We start from the raw sequence: 22,331 nt of genomic DNA, 5'->3' as shown, positions 1-22,331 counted from the left end.
GACCTTGTCGGACAGGATTGGCTACCTGTCGGGTAATTTCGAGGTGTTTCATCTAAAAAAAATCCCCACCTCACGGACTTTGCACAGCGCAATCGAAATCGTTCCATTACTGGGCACTTAAAATGCAAGACCCGCTCTAAGAGCGGGTCTTGCATTTTAAGCTATTTGACACTATTTCATAAGTATCTCATATTCAATTCAAACCTGGTTCGATTAAGTGCTAATGAACAAAGTTTGAATTGAATATGACTTTACTGTTGCTCAGGACAATTGGTAAACAGACTCACATAATCAACGTTATTTATTACCTGCCGGCATTGCCTTCTCAAATGGACTTTTAAGAGCATTCGGTACATCCGTCAATTCAATAATCTTATACTCGAACACAAGTTTCTCTAATTCGCTGATGATATAACTATCGAGGTTAGATGGAATGTTGCCCTTATAGTCTTCAGCCGTATCTTCAATATATTGTTTTATCGTACGTTCTCCTGTCGCATTTAGGAAAATTGTTTCTGGCCAAGGATCCATTGTAATCATCCGCGGTTCATGTGGATCGATCACCGTAATAGTGCATTGATTAAAATCAAGCTCCATAAATCGGGCTACTCGTACAAAATATTTGTCCTTATTTGCATAGGAGTCTAATGCTGCCAGTGGATGTACGTCTGGCCTGTTTTTTTTCTAAAGAAGTTGAACATGCCTAAATATAAAAATAAGGCTCCATATGTCAAACACAGAAACTAGGGTAGAGCCTTAGTTTTTTAACTTATCAGCTCGAGGATGACATTGGGTTCAGTGGTTCGAAATTAATCATAGTATTGTGCGTAAAGAAATAGTTCCTGCCTTGAAGCGTAACAGACACTATTTACGCCGAAATAACATGGAAATTACTGGATATAATGGAAACTTACCCATTGTAAGGCAAAGGCCCGGACCTAACAATGCTCTCGGCAGGGTGAAATTTCTGTTTCCTAATAATTACAATATTTATTTTCATGATACCCCAGCCCAATCGTTATTTTCAAAAAACAGACGCGCTTTCAGTCATGGTTGTATCAGATTAGAAAGTCCGTTTTTACTGGCAAAATATTTACTGGAGCAAGACACTGTTTGGACAGATGCTGCAATTAAAAAACTAATGATCCGTAAAGATGAAAAATGGATAAAATTGAATAAAAAATGGCCGGTGTTTATAACCTATTTTACTTCGTGGGCAGATGATGACGGATCTGTTCATTTTCTCGAAGATGTCTATAATCATGACCAACAACTCGCCGCAAGATTATTTGAAGATTGATTTCTTGTGGCTCATTTGTAATACAATTTAATGTGATTAATACCTGCCAATTGTCATGAGTAACCTGATGTAGATTACACGATTTCGTTGCATCCAGGACGCTAGGGGCTCCTGGATCATTCTCTCAACCATTTTGTCATGTGAGGATATCCCCTTTTATCCGGAACTGCTGGCTTAGCATTCTTATCTATAGTCATACCTACACTCTGCAACATAAACATTCCCAAATATTCATTATTAAGACAACTATCAATTATAGAATTACTACCTCCTCTATAACCATCCTCATGAAAAACAAACGAAGGATCGATTACCAAATGTATACATGCAGCATAGGACCAGGCGATAGCCATAATCTCTTCAGCTTCCCGGTCTTTCCTTTTAATAACATCCTTTCCCATCAAATATTTGCGATCAGCGGAGGGAACTACTGCAATATGACCGGCTTCATGCAGAAGGTCCCCGGGATATTGCAATCTGGTTTTGTCAATAACAATAGTTCCATTTTCAATCAGTAAACCTGGTAAAAAACTCATATCCTCTACATTACCCTCCAATGTCTGGATACCCACTTCATTAAGAAAAGTAATACATCTATCCAGTGTAAGCATTTCGTTGTGCTTGATATTGTTCATATACCTGTAAGGTACGAATACATAATTACAATCATGTTTTATTTACTATTTCCAAAATGGTAGTGTCTCGGTTTGCATACTTCCCAGGAAACGAAAATGAGACACTACTTCCAAAATAGCTAATACCAGGTATCTATTATGTCTGAGTCTTACTTTGGGCAGAATAAAGTTTATTAGGTGAGTAATGTTATAAAGCATATCTTCATCACCATATAATATTTGAGTTCTCGGCAACTAGTCAGAAAGTTTTCTTTTCCAACCTTCTTTTTACCGCCACCGTTACCTCATTCTCTTAATTTTCAACATATTAATTTTAAAGAAATGGATATTTATGTATCTAATCTGAGTCCTTATATAGTAAGTGAGGATTTGAAAAATCACTTTTCAAAGTATGGAGCTGTCACTTCAGCTAACATCATTATTGACAAATACACCAATCGCAGCAGGGGATTCGGTTTCGTGACCATGCCTGATGATACCGAAGCGGAAAAGGCTATTCAGGAAATGGACGGTGCTACTATCGAAGGAAATAGAATAACAGCTAATAAAGCGAAACCGAGAGAAGAAAGACCTGCCAGATCTTTTAATAATAATAATCGCTGGTAAATTTATAATAGACGGTGTCTCAAAAGTAAATGGGGCACCGTCTCTATTTTAGGTGGTTTCTATAATAAAAGACACGTTCTGGCAACCATATGATTATTATTCTGTTATAGAAAGTACGGCAAGAGGCAAAACGTTATCAGTCGTATTTAAGAGCAATCACCAAAACCAGGGGATGCTATTACCACCAGATTTGAATGATCTGATTCCAGCTAATCATCCAGTCAGAACAGTCAACGACATTTTGGATAAAGTTGATATTACAAAGTTAATCCAGCAATATAAGCCAGGGGGGACAAGTAGCTACCACCCACGGATGCTGTTAAAAATCCTGGTTTACTCCTACATTAATATATATATATAGCAGTCGTAAAATAGAAGACGGCTTCTTTGCTTTTTAAGGTCGCCTGGGGCCTCAATGTCTTGATAAAACATCCAAAGGCAATTGCTATGAAAATATTCCAGAGATTAGGAATAGTCTGCTCCTCTCGCTATGTGGTTAGCAATTCGGGGGCAAAAGGTCAGTGATGATCGATCATAGAGCAACCTGCAGAATGAGCTATTTGATTATAAGTTTTACTTGCATAGTTTTCTGAAAAATTGCAGCAAATGGTTCTATAATAGTCCACTCGGGCCCTTAACTGGCCAAACGGTTTAAAAACACTGTTTGGCCAGTTTTGTTTTAGGGATGACTCAAAAACTGTATAAATAAAAAAAATCGGTATATTACGACTCCAATTTTTTAATCTCCTCCGGCGTTACCCGTTGCATCGAACGGGTTAGTACATCTAGATGAAACTTTGAAAGGACGGTTAACCAAACTCAGAAAGAACGGAAAGTTTGACGGACATTTTCTGAAAACGTTTTACACCGACCTTCCAAAAGAGACAATTCCTGAAAAAAAATTACTATTGATTGGTTTAGAAAACAGAGATAACTTTAATGAAGACATTATTACGGCTGCTGGCAGGATTGCCAGACGCGAAGCATTGAAATTGGGTGTGGGAAACTTCGCCTTTGCCAGCGACCTGAAAGATGCAGGGATAGTCTCCAGAACAGCATTGGTTACAGGAAATGTTATGAAAGGAATTGTGAGCGAATACAGGTGCCACACCTTTTAAAATCGCAAGGTCTTATAAAATTCAAACCTTTAAAAAAAGTTTATCAGCTGGCTGGCCCAGCATTCTTTGAAGTTGCGGGCGAAGGGATAATAAAAGCAATAACCTCCTTTATTCATTGATGGCGGAAAAAGTACCATTTAATTATTTTATAATTTAAAATTAATCAAAAATGAGCAGCATCACACCCATTAGAGATCCCAAAACAGATCATCTGATTTCCCCGGAGAATTCAGCGCTTATCCTTATCGACTACCAGCCATTGCAGGTAAATTCCGTAAAATCTATGGACCATGAGGAACTGGTCAGGAATATTGTAAATGTTGCTAAACTCGCCAAAGGGTTTAATATTCCCACCATTCTTACCACGGTTAATGTAGAAAGTGGAATCAATAAACCCACTATCGGGCATCTTAAAGCGGTTTTACCGGATGTAAGGGAAATCGATAGAACGACTGTAAACTCATGGGAAGACAAAGAGTTTCAAGATGCCGTAAAAGCGCTTGGAAAAAAGAAGCTTGTCATCTGCGCATTGTGGACGGAAGTTTGTTTGAGTTTCCCTGCACTGGATCTTCTAAAAGAGGGGTACGAGGTGTATACAATTGTAGATGCGGTTGGTGGTACCTCGAATATCGCCCACGAAACCGCACTAAGAAGAATGGAACAAGCCGGTATACAGTTATCTTCCGTTACACAGTATGCATGTGAACTGCAAAGAGATTGGAACAGACTGGAGACCAAACCCGTATTCTTTAACGCATTGATGGACAACGGATCATTTTTTGTGGAGACGTTGCGGTGGTAATTCGCCTGGTGAAAATCCAGTTTCAATTAATAGGGAAAATTATGAGCAAATAATCCGGCGTTTGAAAAGGTTAGAGTGATTGGTAAAGGAGTTATTAATATTCTTGAAAATACTAGCGAAGGCACTTCAGAACGACTAAAAAAATTTAGACAACAAATGAAGCCAAAACGGTACTACGATATAATTGGACTATCTCTTGAAAAAGTTCGCCAATCAAAGAGAAGTCCTTTTGATCTTATAAAATTCTTATCCATTTTTGAAAAATGAATTATCGATAGATTGTGACAATCTCTTCAAAATTTGCAGCATTTGGTTCGATAATAGTCCACTTGGGGGCACAAAATGGCAAATCCAGCACTAAGAGCGGGATTTGCCATTTTGTGGGCTATACAGCCCTCTTTAAGTTGCTTATAATTATCTGTAATAAATTTCACTTAACTTATTAATAGTCAACATAAGTTGGTTCGTAAGCCTACCACTACTGGGCACAAAAAACACTAGACCTGCTCTACGAGCGGGTCTAGTGTTTTTAACCGATTCCAATTCTTTTATAACTCTTTCACACAACTTCTAGCAGGTTGGATTCTTGAAATGTTTTAGTTCTTCGATGAGACTTTCGCTGATAATTACCTTTTACGGTAACTGAAGTTGGCTCTAATTTTTACAGCAGTTAACCTCTTTACTTCGATGTTTCAAACGCGATCACATTTCGGATTCTGAGATTATAAAAGCGTCTATAAGATCGTCGTGCATTAGAGTAAATTAGTCCTATTACATATTTTCCCCATTATTTTTGTAAAATTGAATTTACTATCACCCGGCTTTCGTTAAGATGGGCGCACCCATCCCTTACCCAGTTTCCTGAGCATAACCATATGTGCCCACATTGCTTTGAGAAAGGTGCGGTGTTCATGATATACCAGTCCGAATTCATTGGCAGTCTCTTTTACAATAGGCGCTAATTTACGGTAATGTACATGGCAGATGTTCGTAAACAGGTGGTGTTCGATCTGGAAGTTGAGCCCTCCGGCAAACCATGAAAGAAAAAGGTTACGCGGGGCAAAATTAGTGGTGTTATCCAGTTCATGTGTGACCCAGGAATTTTCCATATGATTTGCCATTTTCTCCTGTAGTGGTGCCGCAAAACCGGATGTTTCCACAATATGAGAAGGTTGAAAAATGCAGGATAAAATCAGCCCGGCAGTAAAATGCATAAGTATAAAGCCGGTGATTACAAAATACCACGGCATTCCGGAAAAGAGTATCGGTAAAACAATAATGTACCCGTAGTAAAAGACTTTATACAAGACAATCCGCCATATGGTTTGTTTAAGGGAGAGCTTTGCCTTTACGAGAAGCCCCAGTTTTTTATAGCGTACTGCCTGAACAAAATCTTTTGCGGTCATCCAGTATAAAGTCATGATCATATAAAAGAACCAGGCATACAGGTGCTGGTAACGATGGAACCACTTGACAGGCTGGTTAGGCGACAGGCGGATCAATCCCATGGTATCAATATCTTCGTCTAGTCCTGATATATTAGTATAGGTATGATGCAGAATATTATGCTGTATTTTCCAGTTAGCTGTATAACCTCCTATTATCTCCAGGATATAGCCAATGAGGTGATTAATCTTGTTATTAGCTGAATAAGTGCCGTGGTTGGCGTCATGCATTATGGCCGTTCCTATACCACTCATCCCAAAAGCCATCAGGAACCACAGGCCGAAGAATATCCAGGCGTTGCCAGCACCCAGGCCAGTTACTATCAGAACATAGGGCACAAAGTACAGCAGCAGCATTACCGCTGTTTTGGTCCACATGTGGACGTTTGCATATGATGAGATGTTGTTACGCTCAAAATAAGCCCGTACTTTGGCCTTCACCGTATCATAGAAGCCATCATTCTCTTTGGGTGCAAAGCGAACAATATCCAGTTTCCTTGTTCTCATATGGTATTGATATAAAGTCTCACAATTATGTTAGCAAGAATCTTGCAAAGAATTAATTATTTGGTTATCAATTGGAAAAATAAAAATATTATTTCTATATTATATTTCTGCGGAAACATTTCCACATATACCCAAGTACCTTAATCTCAGATAATCTGTTTATAGCTTTAAATACCCGGCAGATATTAAAAACAGAACCATATAATATGAAAAGTACTGGCGCTAATAAGGGGCTGGTCTTGCTATTTTTGTGCATTTCTGCGTTCAATCTGGGTTCCTATTATTCAATTCAAAACGGCTTCGACTCCTCAAACTAACTTTCATAAGCACATCATCCCAAAGACAGGGCAGACAAATTTAAGGAGCTACCAACACCCTAAACTTTACTATACTACCTAGAACCTACGCAGACCGAGGACTTAAAACGCCCTTTGAGAATTTGCATAACAATAGTGTCACTATTGTTTTCCCTGGAATGGAATCGATCAAAGAAAAAATCAACGCTTCAACGCTTCAGTTCCAGCATGTATACCACACCTCCTGCAATATAAAAAATAGAGTTCGCTTGAGGTATATGGCGTGGTCCAGCCGCGTTATAAATTATATCTTCATTGAAAGCTTATAACGCGGCTGCTACCACGCGGTATTTTCGGGTATATCAGCGTCTTCACTCATGATCTAACTGGGGAAGAGATAACTACTGATTAGCTTGGTATATTGAAACAAATCCTTACTAATCCATTTTAATAGTGTACCTTACATGTAATCAATAGGGCCAGTAACCACTCAGACTTCTCCCACACAGTAGTTTCAATTCTCACTATTGCCTTCCCTAATCTTAAAATAGCGTACAAAATAATCTTTACATCGAAAGGCTGTGCTTATTCCTTTCATTATAGCAATATCATGCCTATAAGGCATGGTAGCGAGTCGACTTAAAAAATAGAAATGACAATTAATTAAAGGGATACAGGACGGTGCCGAATTGCAAAGAATTTAATTTTTAATTCTAAAAAAATATTAAACAATGAAACACACAAAGGGTTTTCTAATCGCCAGCTTACTGATTTTTTCTGCCTTATCAGGTTTTTCACAAAAGTATAAAACGGCTGCAGATACTGTTAAGCTAAACAAAGAATATGTATCAGTAAGTAATGCTATTGCCGAGCTTACTTCTAAACTTACTATCGCTCAAAATAACCTGCCCGGTTATCAAAACAAATCTGGAGATGCAAATTCTGATGCGCATAGCAGTGCTGTTGCAAGCAGTGAACAGGCATCGAGGGCTACAAATGGTAACATAGGTGATGTTAAAAGCGCAAAAAAGAAAGCAAACAAAGCTTACAATAATGCCCAGGATGCCAGGGATGCAGACAATAAGGTAAAAAGCCAGGGAAAAAAAATAGTGAACCTTAATTCTCAACTAGAGAAAAAACAAGCGCGGCTTAGGGAATTAGATGATATGAAATTAGCCATACTGAATAAGTCTCTGTAGAAATATACTTTTCAAAAGTATGCCACTTCCCTTCGTATCTATTATTATAATAACTTCTTAATAGTCGTTCTTATTTGGTTTGAGCACTTACCACTACTGAGCACTAAAAAAGGTTGTAAGTCAAATACTTACAACCTTTTTTGTTTTTAGTCATTGTCGATTTTAAGCGCTTTTTTTTGGTTACAACCCGATCTGGCAAATTGTCTCATCACATTTTTCCATTTGTCAAAAACAAAGACATTTCCGTTTTTATCCGCAGCAATAGCTCCAGGTTCCTCTATGGTAGCTTGTAACAACGGTCCATCGTTCATCATTAACAATAATATTTCGCTGGCTATCCATAACCATGGTCAAAGGGCAATTAAACTTAGCCGAAGCGCCATTTGACAGATATATTATGCTTTTCTGCATAAGACTTGCCAAGCATCGTGAGTTTGCTAAATAATTCTTCAAACCTGGCATTGTATTTATCATGAATAGCCTGTCCTTTTGCCTGTATCTGTTCTTGAGGAGCACCCTCATCATACATCTTGGCAAGTTCACGGTATTCATTTTTATAGATAGCCAGTACATATTCATGTAAAGACGTTGAAGTTTGGATCATTTCTTTTGTTTCCGCCGTCTCTGACAGCTCACTCAGTTTTTTAAGATTGTCTTCTATGACTAATATTTTCAGATCAATAGTCTCCTTTCTGGTCATAGGCACGACATCACTTTTGCTGCCTTCTTTGAGCTTTACAGACGGAGACTCCAGCTCGTTCATCAGGCCATCACCCGAAATACCGGTGATCGAATTACTGTTTAATACGGTTACGTCAAAATACCTTTCAGGGCTTGTCAGATTACAGGATGTAAGTATCTGGCAGGTAAGAAGCGCCAGCATAAAAACTTTCTTAACAGACATAGATATACTTTTTTTCTGACGTTAAAGATAACATATATCCGACAATTCTAATAGTTGCTGTTAATTATTCAGATATGTGCGGAAAAGTCTTTGAATGATTCAGCTTACTGATTATGAACTCCATTTTTGAGTTTGGCCATTTTTGCCCATCTAAATGTTGATTGTATTTTACATCAGGGAAGTTTGATAAAATAATGGGAAAGAAATGTACTGTGTTACGTCTGCCTGGTGCAGCTGGTGATTAAAGATACAAAAGCTCATTGTTTATTCTACTGTTCAGGAACTGATGCCGGCCGGGTTGGAATGTATTTATGTCTTTCCATACAACCGCTTTAATACAGCCCTAAACTGTATCACTATTTTTTGTTGATAATCCGGAGACATGGTAGCATGATAAAAACTGGTGATCTGGCTTAGCTGTTCCGACCATCCGGGATAAGCATCCAGTTCCTTTTCTGTTACTGTTTGAATGGCTGCTGAAAACCTGTTTATAAAAACGGTATGCCAGTATTCATTTTTTTCCGCAGTAAATTCCAGTATCTGAAAACAATACCCCAATAGCGAATGCCATTCTTCACCTGAAAAGTGAGCGATCACCTTTTCAAAATGACAGAACAACACAGCTAATTGCTCATCAGTAAACGTAGCCTGGTTAATGAGATACGCCTTGCTCAAAAATAGATCAATCATTCTACTGTTTAATATACAGGATGATGGATCTGCTTTTAACCCCTGCGAAATTTCTTTAATGGCTTTTTCTATATATACATCCTTCTCTTTCTTTTTTGTTTTTACCCCGGCCCACTCCTGGTAACAGCGGGACCTTTCATTATAATAAATTACGGGCGTATTAATTTTCTCAGCCTCAGTTAAAAGGTATAACAGCCAGGTGAAAAAAGCATCTACTCCGTTCTCCATTTTTGCCTTACCATAAAGCCGTTCATAATACCAAAATTCGTAGATCGAATACCAGGCTTCGGTTAATGCTGTTTTGTATTGTTGAAGTTCTGCTGCAGAAAGATTATACACCAGCACACTCAACCTTTTGTCGTCCAACGCCGACATTATTTCCTGTAACTCCAGTTCCAGTGTTTCTTGTTCCATTGCCATTGCTATTGTATTTACCAGATCATTGGTTCATGGCCTTTCAGGAACAGGTATCGTTTTACATCTTTATAAGCAGTATTGATTTACGCCATATCATCGGGCCTTTTTTCATGCCTGTTCTCATTGTCGCGCACCATTCGACCTTCTTCAAAGCGGTTACTGCTATCGTAAACAATAACTTGCCCCTGGGCGCTTGCGGCTACCAGGGTTCCTGTCCGGTAATCAAAATCCAGACTCATGACGGCACCAGTGCTTCGTTCACCTGCATATCAATTATATTTCTTGTTCGTCAAATACAGCTGCTTCGGGAACGTTTGCAGGCCTTTCCATTTGATAAAGGTTTTGATTTTAGTCTCAAAAATGCACATTTACTATGAAAGGAGTAAGTATCGAACTACTACAAACAATCTACATCACATTAATAGTATTTACAACATTATTTTATGAAGGCCCACTGTTGTAGTACACCTGTAGTAAACAGGTAAAACAGGTGTAGATTATTTGTAGTAGTTCCATTTTCTGCATTAATTGGAGGCCCATGTACTTTTGTGCACCTGCCAATAGCTTATTTATTTAATATAAACACAAAAACTCGAACTATGGGATTACAAGAAAAAAGAGCCGTGAAAACATTTCAGGACGGCAGTTACCAAGCATTAACAAACGAGATCAATACCCTGGCTGGTTACCCTATTGAATTTGAGGTAAACTGGGATGCCCTTGCTCTTGACGAATATGCGCATCTGTATGAAGAATGCTTCCCTAAGGTGTATTTTACCCCATTGATCAATGCGGTAAAAGAAATAGCAGCCGATGATATGGGCAAAGAAGCGCTGAAGGGAGCCCTGAAAAAAGTAATTATTAAAAATGAAGGCGGTTTTTATTACGCTTCCAGTGCATATTCGTTCAATGACGGTGTTTTAACAATCGATCATCAGCCATTCAATAATGTTGATAATATTACTGAACGGTCAACAGTGCTTAGCGAGCTTTTAATGAAACATCTATAGAGATAAAATGAATAAATTAAATACTGCTTTAAAAACAGTTCCTGCCATTACTAAGCAGGAACTGTTATTGCATATTGCTGAACATTTTCCGGCTGAACCTGTAAAAATAACAATTGATGCAGGGCCTTCTTATGAAGGGTTATTACTCACTATTGGTAAAGTGAAAAATGAAGAGGTATTTTTGGTATTACAAATTACCGACGAAAGAAAACAGGTAACCAACAGGTTCGTACACCTTTCTTTACATAAGATAGCGTCCATTGAGTTGATAGAGCCGGCAGACCTGATCAATATTTTATCGCTGGGCAAAAAGACCAAAGGTGAGCAGTATGAAGTATCGGGGAAGTTAGCGGTGCAAAGGGGATTTCAATCTTTTTCTGAGACCATATTTAACACCCATGCTGTAGCTGTTGGTGTGCCCACTATGGAACTTCCTGCAGACGGCCTGCAACTAAACAGGGTATTAAAACTTACGCAAAAAATACAGAATGTAATTATCGAGCTGCTGAAAGAAGAGGATGCAAGAAACAGCTGGAAAGACCGTTATAACAAAATAGTATTTATTAATAACGATACACTTACTGTAAAAGGCGTAAATGATTCAGTAGAAATACATTTTGCCTTTGATAATATCAATGCACCTGAAATTTCAGCTGATGCGCTAACCAGCCTGTTAATGGGTATATTATAATTAAGGTAGGTAATGAATAATACGCGATATCGTCCTAAGGTCCTACAATGCTTTTATTCTGATTATTTTCAGAAAAAGCGTCCGGTAGATAGCAGATCTACCGGACGCTTCTATCGATAGCACTTGCTTTCTTATTTCGCTATGACCACCTGCTGGGCGTCAAATGTTTTTCCATTTCCCGTTTGCAGGATGTAAACATCTGGTTTCAGCCCTTCCACATTAATCGTGATGCGGGAAGTACCGGCAGGGAACAACTGTTTACGCACCAAATTCCCCATTTCATCGCTAAGCCTCACTTCACGGATATCCCATCCATCGCTGGCAGCTTGTTTTCTTGCAGCGCCAGATGTAGCGGCTGTACTTTACATTAAGATCATTTTATGCCCTTAGCCAGTCCCCCTCTTCCGAAGCCTTCATAACGCCATCGGGCCATCTGCCAGCTTCCGAAGTTTATAAGAATCATGTGGCAGATTAAAGCTTTCAAAGATCTCCTTATGATTCAACAAATTCTTATGCTGGTCCGCCACTTCAGCAGCCGCCAGTAACGCTTTTTTACGAATGGGCGTAATGCTTTTAAGTGCTGATCTTTTCTGGAATAAAACGGAGAAAACAGCGCGTAACAGCGTTTCCTGCTTCAGCATGCCAACAGAAGGCATTATCTCAATAATGGGTTCTATATTCTTTTGCAGTACATCCGGATTGGCATAACCCAGGACCATCAGCAAATATTCCTGCACATCGAAGTCACCGATAAACGGCTGCAGCTTATAAAAGTTTTCATCAACGGCCTCCGGATCAGTAAGCGCCCCAATCAGTTCGGCCAGCCATATTGCATCGGCTTCCTTTTTGGCGGCGGTCACCAGTTGAATAGCAAGGACTAACCGTACCAGGGTATTGGTTTCTGCAGCAAATGCTTCTGTAAATACAGTGATCCCTTTTGGGTGCTGCTTTGTCTGAATGTACAGGTCGCCCAAAGCAAATGCGGCATAGGCTCTTCGCAAGGTGGTATTATCTGTGCGTTGCCATTCCCGAATAAAGAACGCTTCCGTTTCAGGTGTGTTACGTCCGGCTTCCAATAGTAAGTATTGTGATGCCAGGGCGACGCCATCATCTGCATCATTTGCGTTTTGCATAATCGTTGGCAGTGATGGCTGAACAGCATTGATCAGTTCCTTATATAGTTTTTTACTTTCGCTTATATAGGCCAGTCCAAATACTTCAAATAAGAACTGAAATAAACGACGTTGAATGATTTCACTATGCGTGTAATAAGGCATCATTCGTGCAAGAACAGTGGCCACCTTATAAGTAGCTTCATAAATGGTCCCCTGATGTTCGATCTCGTACCAGATGCGGCTTTCGCATTTAGTGGCAATAGCTGAATCTTCAGCAAGCATCCCATTGATCGCCGGGGGAAGCGTCTCCCCTCCTGTCATAGCCGAGTCTGTATTCTTCCAGTCTACCTTAGCCAGCTCAGATGCAAGATGAGGCGGCACTTCCAGGTTTTCAATCTTTGCAGCTACTATAATGTTAAGATGCTTGTTTTTAAATTTCCCAATCACCGCATCCCAATAATTCAACATTTTTTCGGGTTCATCATCATCCCAGTAAGGCGTAAAAACATCCCATTTATTACGTTCGTCTCTATCGGTCTCTTTCACTTCGGGGAGGCTTAGTGTTTCATGTCCATCCTTGTCATACATCCGCCATTGACCGGTGCCATCACCGTTAGAAGTATAATTTATTAAAGTGGTTCCTTCCGGGTAATAATAGATAAAGCTGGAAGGAGTTTTTTCCTTGTCTTTGCTTTGAATTCCTTCATAAACCAGGACACCATTGTAATATTTTCTTTGATGAAGGTCACTGATCTCTTCGGATCGGAAAACGAAGAGCTCTTTACCGCTTGTATCAAAATAAGTTTTCTGATGATCCTTACGGTTGTTATGGTAAAGTGTGCTATGGCTGACAACAGGTGGCTCGATGCCCTCGTGATAGAAACTTTGCGTTTGGGAGTCAGCCGTGAATACATTGGACTTCCATAACCTCCCATTTATATAGGAGTGTTCTTCAATGACTGATCCTGTTTGCCGGTCGTAGAGACGTTTTACGATGGGAGCGCCATTCAGGTCCCATTCCAAATACTCTCCGATAAATGCGTTCAGGCGCGCGTTGGCCAGCCCCATCACCCAACAGGCATAGCCGGTTGCGGAGGATCCTTCATCAATAAAATGCGCTATTTCCGGAACTGATGCAGGCCGCGCCGGCAACGAAATGCCGTGTACATTAACAGGACGATCTTTTATATCATAAAAACGTTGTGCATGATAGACGCCTTCTTCTACATAATCGAACTCAACCCTCCAGATGTTTTTTCCTTGCCTGGGATATCCTGATGGAAACCCTTCGGGGGTAGAATTTTTACTTTTGATCCAACGATAGGTGCCCAGCCATTTGTTACCGCCATACCAGTTACCTTCCTGGGCCAGAGTGCCATCTGGATGGAAGCGCCTGAAAAGAAAAGGCGGCGTACCGTCTCCATAGTCGGTGGTACCGCAGTAATATCCTTCTGTGTGCCACATTTCCCAAATGCCGATTTCCCTTCCCTGTTCATCTTTCTGTCCAAGCTCCCACTGGTTATCTGCTGCATTCCAGGTGGCTGCTTCAGGAATGTTCTTATGTTTTTCCATATACAGTGATTTCATTTTTTCTTTTAATTCAATAAGATCTGGTTCACTTACCAACGTTTTATTAACCATCTCCAAAGCTTCTCGTCACGTCCTTCATTTTCATAGATACACGCCAGCACAAAGTACGGATGGTAAAAGTCAGGCTTAACCGAAATGGACCGCTTACCCTCCACATTATCCCCGCATTCCCGTTCGCGGCTCATAGGTATATTACCCTGCTATCTCAGCCAACGAGGGTAGTTGCTGATAGTATTTTTCTATGGCAGCGGTTCTCCCGGTCATGAAGTCAAGCTCCATTGTTTCGGCCAGCGCTATAGCTTTCCGGGCACAATTCGCAGCTTCTTCTTTTTTCCCTAAGCGGTAACATACATGCGCCAATTGCTCATAATAGTAGTGTTCTTCATAATCCCAACTCAGGCTTCCTCCTGTGTTTGGATAATTATGGATCAATTGGTATGCTTCATCCAACCGGTCACTGGCCTTACTAAGCAGAATAATTTCAGCCAATATGAGATCGGCCCTGCCAACCACACCGACGCGTTTATGTTCTTTATAAAACTGGAGAACCGGTAACAGGTATATTTCCGCCCTTTCAAAATTCGCCAGTTTGTAATAATATTCACCGAGCATCTCCTGAACCGTTGCTACCTCATATATCTCCTGTGCATATTCAGTGAGTAGCTTTTCCAATAACGCGATTCCCGCCTGTTGTGTAACCACATCGCGGCTTCCTAACCAGTTATCGCCCTGAATTTTCAGGGCTGTCATTCGAAATCCGGCATTCGCCTGTTGTAAATGATTTTCAAAGTCAACTGCTATTGCTTCAGTCCATGTTTTGTTTCTGAACCATTCATTTGCCATTGCATACTGTTTAAATCAAAAATACACTACGGCAGCCGGTTTTAAAATTGTCCCCCTACTACAAACTATCTACACATGATAATAAATCACACGAAGAGGGCATACCTGGGCAGTCTGGTTTGTTCTTATAAAAAATTCTCCCATTTACCAGATATCCCGTTTCTTTGTAGCATGCTACAAATTCAGGAACTTATCCAGGCCGGACAAATTGAAACTGCGATCCGGGAAACGGAAACGATGCTCGGCCAACTGTCACCATCTGACTTTCATTACGTGATCGGCAAAGACCTGTTGCACCTAAAGGGGCCGTTGACGGCATATTTCAACTATTTTTATACCCTCATGACGGAAGACGAGGAACTGGACATTAAGGCCCTCTACCTGGAAATGAACAGTTTTACCATACAATACGACCAGTGGTTCCTACATTTACTGGCTTACGAGTCGCCTGTCAACCGCAGCACCCTCGACTGGCTGGCGGATTTTAGCGGAGAATCTCCCAAAACACTTACCGTCACGGGATATGAAGCATTGCAGGAAGCCAACAAAAAGTACATGGAAACCGAAGGTTACCGCAACGATCAATTGCGTCAGGCATGCGAATTCCAGGAATATCTCGTCATACTCCGCGTGCAGGAACTCGTGATACAAACCATCAACGATAACAAAGGAAAAGCTCCCTGGGCCGAAATCCCTGTTTTCGTAGGGGCACATGATTATGAAGATCTGATCTTTATGATCCAATAGTACTCCTACCCTTTCTCTCCTCTTGAGGATGCCTTTTCCCAGACATATGATTTAGTTAAAACTATTTCCAATCTGTTTGCGGGAACGACGTCTTCCTGCCGTCAACCTCATAAGATGCTCTCATTTAAAGAATTATTACCTTTGCAAAATGTCACACAGTGTATATTTAGGCAATACCAACTCTCCTTCAGGAAAAGACAGGAATGATATAATGATGATGGAATGGGGGTATGAGATGCCACTATTATTACAACCTTTGTTAATAAGTGGAGGCTTTATTGAAAATGACATTTTATACTATGATGCCAAATCCGGTATCGAAAACCTGAAAAAGTTTTACAACTTTTTGGATGCTACCAAGTCTCTTATTAACAATAGAAGCATTTTTACAGAATGCAAGAATAAGCTATTTAAATACCTGGACGGTCTGGAACATGCTTATTTTAGCATGAATGCCCGTGACGTATTCAACATGGATGAGGCACCCCATAACGAACAGGCGGCTATCTGGCTGGCAGATATTGCGTATAACAATGCTATGATCACCCGTGCCATGGACAACAACGACATTTCCCTGTTGTCTTACGACAAGCTCAAACATGTAAGCATGGCTTTTCACTCATTTGCTGAACTGCTGAACTACGCGGACTATTCTTATGGATGGAAACATATCAATCAAGATGTGGGAAAGGAAGAAATTTACTATGAAAATGGATTATGGGGATTAAAAAGTGCTGAAGGAGAAATATTGCTGAGTCCTCAATTTGATGACTTTTATGCATTCAGTGAGCAGGATATTGCGGTGGTAATGAAGGCTCAGAAATATGGCTATGTGCACAGATCAGGTAAGGTCATAGCTCCCGCGGAATGGGATGAGGCCTATGATTTTGATCATTCTTATCTGGCGATTGTTCAGCGCAATGGTCTTTTAGCACTAATCAATCCCTCGGGAAAAATTGTTGTAGCACCAACATATGAAAACCTTAACAGGGTCGGGTACGATGGTCATTATATTGCACAGAAGAATGGAAAATGGGGTGTACTCGGGGAAGATGCAAAAGTGATCGTCGGTTTTAAATATGAAAAAATAGAACTGTTGCATGACAATGTATTCATGCTACTGAAAGATGGTTTTTACAGTCTTACGGAAGATGGTGAGCAGTTCGACCTAATAGTACGTAAAGCCCCTCATCAGGGCTTTGCCTGGGCAATCAAGGGGGAGAAAGTCTACCTGATTGATAAATATGGGATATCAAGAGCAAATAAAGACCTGGTACAACAGGATGCCGAAAGTGATGGCTACAGTTTTTATTATGATGAGGTAGTGCGTGACAGGCTATTGGCATATGCAAAAACGCCTGATGAGGAAACTACTATAGATGTCTACACGCCTGTTGAAGAATTGTATAATATTGGCGTAGATGCTTATAATAGACAGGATTACGCGTCAGCAATTTATCACTACACACTTGCTGCTGAAAAAGGATATGGCTATGCGATGAACAATCTCGCGCATATTTATTACATGATAGATGGATATGTAGATAATGACAGCGCATTTTACTGGTATGAGAAAGGAGCTGCCGCCCGCAATACAAATGCACTCAATGGCTTGAGCCTGTGTTACCAGAATGGCATAGGAACTATCCCTGACATAGAAAAAGCCATTAACCTGTTGCAGCAAGCAGCAGAGGATGGTCTGGCTGTGGCACATAATAACTTAGGATTTCTACTTAGTGATACAGATCCTGAGCAGGCACTATACCACTTTCATCAGGCAGAGGAACTTGGAGAACCGGACTACGGTTGCCTGGGATACCTGTATGAAGAAAAAGGGGATTTTGAAATCGCTCTCCGGTATTACCAGAAAGATGAGTCTGAAATTGGCGCGTTTAACCAGGGAGTTTTTCATCAGAGAGGATTAGGTACAGCAAAAGACTTAAAAGCGGCAATAGGATACTTTAAAACAGCGATAGCCGGTGGTTATGATTGGGGACATATTGAACTGGCCCGAATATACCTGTTTGAAGAGGGTTTTATCGATAAGGATCGGGCAAAGGCACATATTGCGGCGGCAGAAAAAGCAGGACTTGAAATCCCTGATGAATTATTAATGTAATACAAGGGTAATAGTGAAGCAAAGAACCTATTACGACCATGGGGTTGCTGGCAAGGGCTTTATGCTTGCCTTAACTATGTAGAGTCCCAATGAAATAACAGGTTTTGAAAATTGAGTGCTTCGAGGTCTTTTCTCTTTATAAAGAATTGTGCACTTCCACCATCGCCCCAGCTCAGGTTTCCATAATCCTGAAACTGTACTAATAAAATACTATCCTGCCACTCAGGCTGTGCTGTCCTCGGGTCCTGGCCGTTTTGAGAATAATGATACCCACCTATCTTATTTCTTCCGTAACCGGGTTCTTTATCCTGTTTCGAATATCGAAGATCGGTAATATTCAGATAATCTTTCCATAGATGATTGTTTCCGGTACTGCCAAAATCCTGTAGTAACTGATTGAACCTAAAATCTGAATTAGTTATGTATTCCGTTTCCTTTTGAAAGGAAATGGAGCACTCCTGTACCCGGTATCTATCCGGCCTGTTATCAAAATCTGAAAACAGCAATTTCTCTTCCCGTACAACGTAGGGATGATAAATAACCCGTAGCTGTTCTTCGAGGTTATGCCAGTTTTTATCATCTACAAACAATTGTAATATCCCGGTGCGCGGAAAGGAAGGCAGAGCAGGCATCTCTTCAAAATTGAGCTGTAACAGCAACATCAGTTCAGTGCCCGTTTTCCAGTGCTTGGGCCAGGGCGAAATTGAACCCGCACCATTAAGAACTTCCAGCGGATGGTCATAAGGAAAATAAGGCTCCCCACCTATTTTACTTTGATACAATGCCGTTTTTTCCTGCTTGAATGATAACAGTACAGCCGGTTTTGCCGTTGATTCTATGATATGCTGATAGGATTGCAATGATCTTGGAAACACACAGGATGCTTTTGATTAAAAATACTCAACAATTTCCGTAAAACCGCTACTCTATGCAATAACAATCTTATTATTCCCATCTATAGTCTTTATTCTTCCAGTTTATTCGTTACTATTTTGATCAGTTTCAATTTATCTACATTGACCTGTCTTTCCAGGCTTCGGATAATATCTATTATTATATCCATCAATAAGAGGTGATTTACCTGATTTCACGATTTCTATGAATTTCTCTTCATCTACATTCCCCTCGCCATCAAAGGCTGCAGGAATGATAACATCCGCTAATACCTCCCTTGTATAATCGTAGTTGATGACGTCACTTTTATCGGCGTAAGCCAGGCTGACCAAAACAGCCCCTTCCGCTTTTATTGGTACACTATAGGCATTAGTCAATACGTAGGGAACAGTAACTGTTCCATCAACTTCAATATAACCGTGGTTATAATAACCATAGAACACGTATTTGATATGCGCATTGCCGGTAATGTGAATATAGTCGTAGCTGTTCACCAGCACATCGCAATGCACATTACCCATTACAAGTAAAAACAATTGATGATCATTCAAACGAATATCACCTTCCACCGTAAGGTTCCCATTTATCAAAATTAAAACGGTATCCGGTGCGGCATCTGCATTAAACTGCTCCAGTATGGCTGTTACCCAGGCTGTATCAAGATTACCTTTAGCGGTGATATCTCCATCGAAGAAGATAACCCTGGTAATCAGGGGATATGCAAGATCAAAGTAGAGATAGTAACGCATAAAATAGTTGGTATAATAGCGTTCCAGATTAAAACGTTGATCAATATCCCCCGGGGTGAGAAGCTGCGGACTAATCATATTATTTATACCCGTCAAAATTACAACTTGAAAGATGATTCCCTAACTATCCGGCTACTACAAATGATCTACAGGTCAGCTATAATCACTATTCCGGGTTTCATGTTAATCTATCCTTGTCCATTCAACACCATCAAAACTCATCACATCTTTTTCTCCAATGGACCACCTGAGGGCTTTTTCCTGTTGCCAGGTCCCGTTTATACAGTGCCATCGTGTTGTATAACAAGCGGGTGTTATGGATTTAGGAACTAAGTCGTTCTGTTTTATCAATCCGTTCTTTTACCTCAAAACGGCCGGCTATTACCCGGTGTTCACTGATAATCAAAGTATCCGCCTGCAGGGTTTGTTTAACTTCAAGGGCATAGTCGTTGTAATGTGCTTGTACTTTTATGGCTTTTAAATTACCGCCAATGATCACTGGCCCTTCGGTATACATAGTTTCACATTCAAAATTGCCACCAACAAATAATTGGCGGCCCTGTACGTTGGAAACGTGTCCCGCAACTATAAGATCTCCTGTTACCATCAATGAATGGATGTCCTGATCACCTGTAATTCTCAGATCGCCATGATGTATATTGGTCTTTCCGGAAATAGTCTTCGATGTCTTGTTTGTAGGATCCAATGTGATGGCTTTTTTAATAAGCTCTAAACAAGCAAAAATTATTTCAGGATCCTGCTCTTCTATTGTATAATAAAAATCAGTCAGCTTTATCGAGTGCTCTTCAATAAAAAGGCTCTCAATAATGTCTTGAAATTTTTTCCTTTTGTGTTCCGAAATGGATATCTGCGGTAACCATCTCAGCATATTTTCTTCAGTAAGTTCATGTAGCTTTTTCGGCGCGGGTAACCGTTCTGATTTTGTTTTCAGCATTATTTCTATGAGGTATGGAAGCACGTCTTTGCTAAAGCGTGATGAGCGGGCTGCTGCCAGAGCGGAAAAATCACGCTTTGATCTTCGCCTGGGATTAACGCCTTTTTCTTCAATAAGAAATCGAACTACATTTTCTGCGCCCTGCTCTGCTCCATAATACAATAGCATCTTTCCGTTCTCTTCAGTAATGGGAAAGCCGGCTGCAATAAACATTTCAACCAATTCAACACTGTCGGTAACAACTGCCCGTTCAAGTACCGATTTTTGTTTAAAATTAAGATCAACGCCACCATCGATCAGCGTTTTAATGGCTGCCAGTAACTGGCGTTTCTCTTCATTTACTTTATTCAGCTTGCTGAGGCGTATTTCTTCATCCTTTTCGTATTTATCAAATTGATGTCCGATGAATATACGCCCTATCTGCTCAATCAGTCTTACTACTTCCCATTGTTTATGTATCATTTCCTGCTCTGTCATATATGTCGTTTTTATTATTCTCCTTTTTCAAACCATCCTTTTAAATAAACCCAGGCAGGGTAATCCAATTTGTGCCATCACCTGTTGATGCCACCTGACGGGTACCAAAAGACCAAAGCGTGCCATCAGCAACATGCAAATGGCCAAAACTGTTAATGCCATCTACAACCACAGCTTCCAGTTGCTGGTCATTTTGCAACCGGTACAGGGCCTTGTCAGTTGCTATATACAAAGTATTGTCATACCACGCAGCATCCCACAGATCCCCAATGGCGGCATTGTTATGAATTACCTGCCAGCTGTTGCCACCATATTTTAACACCTGCCCTTTTTGCCCTACGCAATATACCTGGTTGGATTGAACCGCCACTACTTTATGCAAATTCAACCTGGTTCCGCTCTCCTGCTTTTTCCATGCTGCGCCATTGTAATGCCAGATCTCTCCCAGGAAACCTGCGGCCCAGCAATCGTTTTCATTTACCCCGTCTATTGAGTTAAATCCGGCCACCTCAATTACGCCCCGTGCTAAACCAACACCTTCATCTATCCTTGTCCATTTGCCAGCTGCACTTCGCCGGTATACCTGGCGGCCCATACCGGTTGCATATACCTGCCCATCGATAACCCGGAGCTCACGAAGCGGCCCCCTGCTTTTGGGGCCTTCATCAGAACTATCAATTTGCTCTTCTTTATAGTCACCATATCCAAAACCAATTGTACCATCCGTACTTAACGTAAAAACGCAAGGATTGGGTGCAGGCAACACCACCACACTCACCGGTATCCATTTCATGGGGACCATCGACCATTTCTCCTTTGGACCGCCCCATTTGGCTAGCGCGGGTTGAACATACGGTTCATCACCGATATGGCATATTACTCTTGCCGTTTGAGCATTTTCAGCAAAGCCATTGCTATATCTTATTGTTATTTTCATAGTCATTATTCCATTTTTAGCGACCTTCTGGCAGCAATGTTGCTGATGTTTGTACGGCCATAACCAGTTCTTATACTGCTTTTTATCATAAATCAGCCTCAATGACCTCGCTCCATGCTTTGTTTCTGAGCCAGTCGTTTTGGGTTATATGCAGTATAATTTTATGAGCTAGCTGTCAAACTAATTATACCCGGTTACCATTATTCATAGGTTTTCAAATTGTTATTACCAGGCCTCAAAAATGCACATTTAAAGCGAAACGAATAACTTTCAACCTACTACAAA

22 protein-coding genes and 2 pseudogenes are annotated in these 22,331 nt (G+C 40.5%); 10 read left to right on the top strand and 14 right to left on the bottom strand.

Annotated elements, in window-relative coordinates; genetic code table 11:
- Positions 1-297: 297 nt before the first annotated feature.
- Positions 298-597 (bottom strand): hypothetical protein, encoded by a 300-nt coding sequence (locus CLV42_RS19190; protein WP_106603538.1) that lies wholly within the window; start codon positions 595-597, stop codon positions 298-300.
- Positions 598-808: 211 nt separating this feature from the next.
- Between CLV42_RS19190 and CLV42_RS19185 the strand changes: the two genes are divergently transcribed.
- Positions 809-1,300 carry a L,D-transpeptidase family protein gene (locus CLV42_RS19185; protein WP_262510005.1) on the top strand — a complete coding sequence of 164 codons (492 nt, stop codon included), beginning with the start codon at positions 809-811 and terminating at the stop codon, positions 1,298-1,300.
- 116 nt (positions 1,301-1,416) lie between these two features.
- On the opposite strand, the gene CLV42_RS19180 is transcribed toward CLV42_RS19185, so the two are convergent.
- Entirely contained in the window at positions 1,417-1,935 is a 519-nt protein-coding gene (locus tag CLV42_RS19180; RefSeq protein WP_106603536.1) for a hypothetical protein, read from the bottom strand.
- Between the two features lie 321 nt (positions 1,936-2,256).
- On the opposite strand from CLV42_RS19180, the gene CLV42_RS19175 reads away from it, so the two are divergent.
- The 4 genes and pseudogenes from CLV42_RS19175 (at position 2,257) to CLV42_RS19160 (ending at position 4,461) form a co-directional block, all read left to right on the top strand.
- On the top strand, positions 2,257-2,541 hold the full coding sequence (locus CLV42_RS19175) for an RNA recognition motif domain-containing protein (RefSeq protein WP_106603535.1): 285 nt from the start codon (positions 2,257-2,259) through the stop codon (positions 2,539-2,541).
- 172 nt (positions 2,542-2,713) lie between these two features.
- A pseudogene (locus CLV42_RS34605) lies at positions 2,714-2,918 on the top strand (transposase); the annotation flags it as partial.
- 414 nt (positions 2,919-3,332) lie between these two features.
- Positions 3,333-3,659 (top strand): annotated as a pseudogene (locus CLV42_RS19165) (M17 family peptidase N-terminal domain-containing protein); the annotation flags it as partial.
- Between the two features lie 169 nt (positions 3,660-3,828).
- A complete protein-coding gene (locus CLV42_RS19160; protein ID WP_106603532.1) occupies positions 3,829-4,461 on the top strand; it encodes a hydrolase in 633 nt (210 codons plus the stop codon).
- Positions 4,462-5,288: 827 nt separating this feature from the next.
- Here the strand turns inward: CLV42_RS19160 and CLV42_RS19150 are convergent.
- The gene (locus CLV42_RS19150) at positions 5,289-6,413 is read right to left on the bottom strand and encodes a fatty acid desaturase family protein (RefSeq protein WP_211303488.1); all 1,125 of its coding nucleotides are present in this window, start codon (positions 6,411-6,413) and stop codon (positions 5,289-5,291) included.
- A 1,027-nt stretch (positions 6,414-7,440) separates the two neighbouring features.
- Here CLV42_RS19150 and CLV42_RS19145 point away from each other — a divergent pair.
- The gene (locus CLV42_RS19145; RefSeq protein ID WP_106603530.1) at positions 7,441-7,908 is read left to right on the top strand and encodes a hypothetical protein; all 468 of its coding nucleotides are present in this window, start codon (positions 7,441-7,443) and stop codon (positions 7,906-7,908) included.
- A 146-nt stretch (positions 7,909-8,054) separates the two neighbouring features.
- On the opposite strand, the gene CLV42_RS33965 is transcribed toward CLV42_RS19145, so the two are convergent.
- The 4 genes from CLV42_RS33965 to CLV42_RS33960 all read right to left on the bottom strand — a co-directional run bounded on the left by CLV42_RS33965 (position 8,055) and on the right by CLV42_RS33960 (position 10,158).
- The gene (locus CLV42_RS33965; protein WP_170117570.1) at positions 8,055-8,222 is read right to left on the bottom strand and encodes a hypothetical protein; all 168 of its coding nucleotides are present in this window, start codon (positions 8,220-8,222) and stop codon (positions 8,055-8,057) included.
- Positions 8,223-8,275: 53 nt separating this feature from the next.
- The gene (locus CLV42_RS19140) at positions 8,276-8,812 is read right to left on the bottom strand and encodes a hypothetical protein (protein WP_106603529.1); all 537 of its coding nucleotides are present in this window, start codon (positions 8,810-8,812) and stop codon (positions 8,276-8,278) included.
- Between the two features lie 309 nt (positions 8,813-9,121).
- The gene (locus CLV42_RS19135; RefSeq protein ID WP_106603528.1) at positions 9,122-9,922 is read right to left on the bottom strand and encodes a hypothetical protein; all 801 of its coding nucleotides are present in this window, start codon (positions 9,920-9,922) and stop codon (positions 9,122-9,124) included.
- An 80-nt stretch (positions 9,923-10,002) separates the two neighbouring features.
- Positions 10,003-10,158 carry a hypothetical protein gene (locus CLV42_RS33960; RefSeq protein ID WP_170117569.1) on the bottom strand — a complete coding sequence of 52 codons (156 nt, stop codon included), beginning with the start codon at positions 10,156-10,158 and terminating at the stop codon, positions 10,003-10,005.
- Positions 10,159-10,518: 360 nt separating this feature from the next.
- Here CLV42_RS33960 and CLV42_RS19125 point away from each other — a divergent pair, with 360 nt between their 5' ends.
- Positions 10,519-10,929, top strand: coding sequence for a hypothetical protein (locus tag CLV42_RS19125; RefSeq protein ID WP_106603526.1), 411 nt, complete (start codon positions 10,519-10,521; stop codon positions 10,927-10,929).
- 7 nt (positions 10,930-10,936) lie between these two features.
- A complete protein-coding gene (locus CLV42_RS19120) occupies positions 10,937-11,620 on the top strand; it encodes a hypothetical protein (protein ID WP_106603525.1) in 684 nt (227 codons plus the stop codon).
- Between the two features lie 131 nt (positions 11,621-11,751).
- Here CLV42_RS19120 and CLV42_RS34450 read toward each other — a convergent pair whose 3' ends face one another.
- The 3 genes from CLV42_RS34450 to CLV42_RS19110 form a co-directional block, all read right to left on the bottom strand.
- The gene (locus CLV42_RS34450) at positions 11,752-11,886 is read right to left on the bottom strand and encodes a hypothetical protein (RefSeq protein ID WP_262510002.1); all 135 of its coding nucleotides are present in this window, start codon (positions 11,884-11,886) and stop codon (positions 11,752-11,754) included.
- A 147-nt stretch (positions 11,887-12,033) separates the two neighbouring features.
- Entirely contained in the window at positions 12,034-14,307 is a 2,274-nt protein-coding gene (locus CLV42_RS19115; RefSeq protein ID WP_146154425.1) for a hypothetical protein, read from the bottom strand.
- 210 nt (positions 14,308-14,517) lie between these two features.
- The gene (locus CLV42_RS19110; RefSeq protein ID WP_106603523.1) at positions 14,518-15,168 is read right to left on the bottom strand and encodes a tetratricopeptide repeat protein; all 651 of its coding nucleotides are present in this window, start codon (positions 15,166-15,168) and stop codon (positions 14,518-14,520) included.
- 171 nt (positions 15,169-15,339) lie between these two features.
- On the opposite strand from CLV42_RS19110, the gene CLV42_RS19105 reads away from it, so the two are divergent.
- Both CLV42_RS19105 and CLV42_RS19100 read left to right on the top strand, forming a co-directional pair.
- The gene (locus tag CLV42_RS19105) at positions 15,340-15,915 is read left to right on the top strand and encodes a hypothetical protein (protein ID WP_146154424.1); all 576 of its coding nucleotides are present in this window, start codon (positions 15,340-15,342) and stop codon (positions 15,913-15,915) included.
- A 148-nt stretch (positions 15,916-16,063) separates the two neighbouring features.
- A complete protein-coding gene (locus CLV42_RS19100) occupies positions 16,064-18,034 on the top strand; it encodes an SEL1-like repeat protein (RefSeq protein ID WP_106603521.1) in 1,971 nt (656 codons plus the stop codon).
- 74 nt (positions 18,035-18,108) lie between these two features.
- Here CLV42_RS19100 and CLV42_RS19095 read toward each other — a convergent pair whose 3' ends face one another.
- From CLV42_RS19095 to CLV42_RS19080, 4 genes are all read right to left on the bottom strand, one after another.
- The gene (locus CLV42_RS19095) at positions 18,109-18,909 is read right to left on the bottom strand and encodes a YwqG family protein (protein WP_106603520.1); all 801 of its coding nucleotides are present in this window, start codon (positions 18,907-18,909) and stop codon (positions 18,109-18,111) included.
- 132 nt (positions 18,910-19,041) lie between these two features.
- Complete coding sequence (locus CLV42_RS19090) at positions 19,042-19,755, bottom strand: hypothetical protein (protein ID WP_106603519.1); 714 nt, start codon at positions 19,753-19,755, stop codon at positions 19,042-19,044.
- A gap of 244 nt (positions 19,756-19,999) precedes the next feature.
- Positions 20,000-21,109: an ankyrin repeat domain-containing protein gene (locus tag CLV42_RS19085; RefSeq protein WP_106603518.1), complete on the bottom strand. Its 1,110-nt coding sequence runs from the start codon at positions 21,107-21,109 to the stop codon at positions 20,000-20,002.
- A gap of 40 nt (positions 21,110-21,149) precedes the next feature.
- Positions 21,150-22,046 carry a beta propeller repeat protein gene (locus tag CLV42_RS19080; protein WP_146154422.1) on the bottom strand — a complete coding sequence of 299 codons (897 nt, stop codon included), beginning with the start codon at positions 22,044-22,046 and terminating at the stop codon, positions 21,150-21,152.
- Positions 22,047-22,331 lie beyond the last annotated feature (285 nt).

Origin of the sequence: Chitinophaga ginsengisoli (assembly GCF_003014595.1) — a bacterium.
Lineage (GTDB): Bacteria > Bacteroidota > Bacteroidia > Chitinophagales > Chitinophagaceae > Chitinophaga > Chitinophaga ginsengisoli.
The sequence above is the reverse complement of the archived record's forward strand: the minus strand, read 5'-3'. Positions and strand labels throughout refer to the sequence as shown.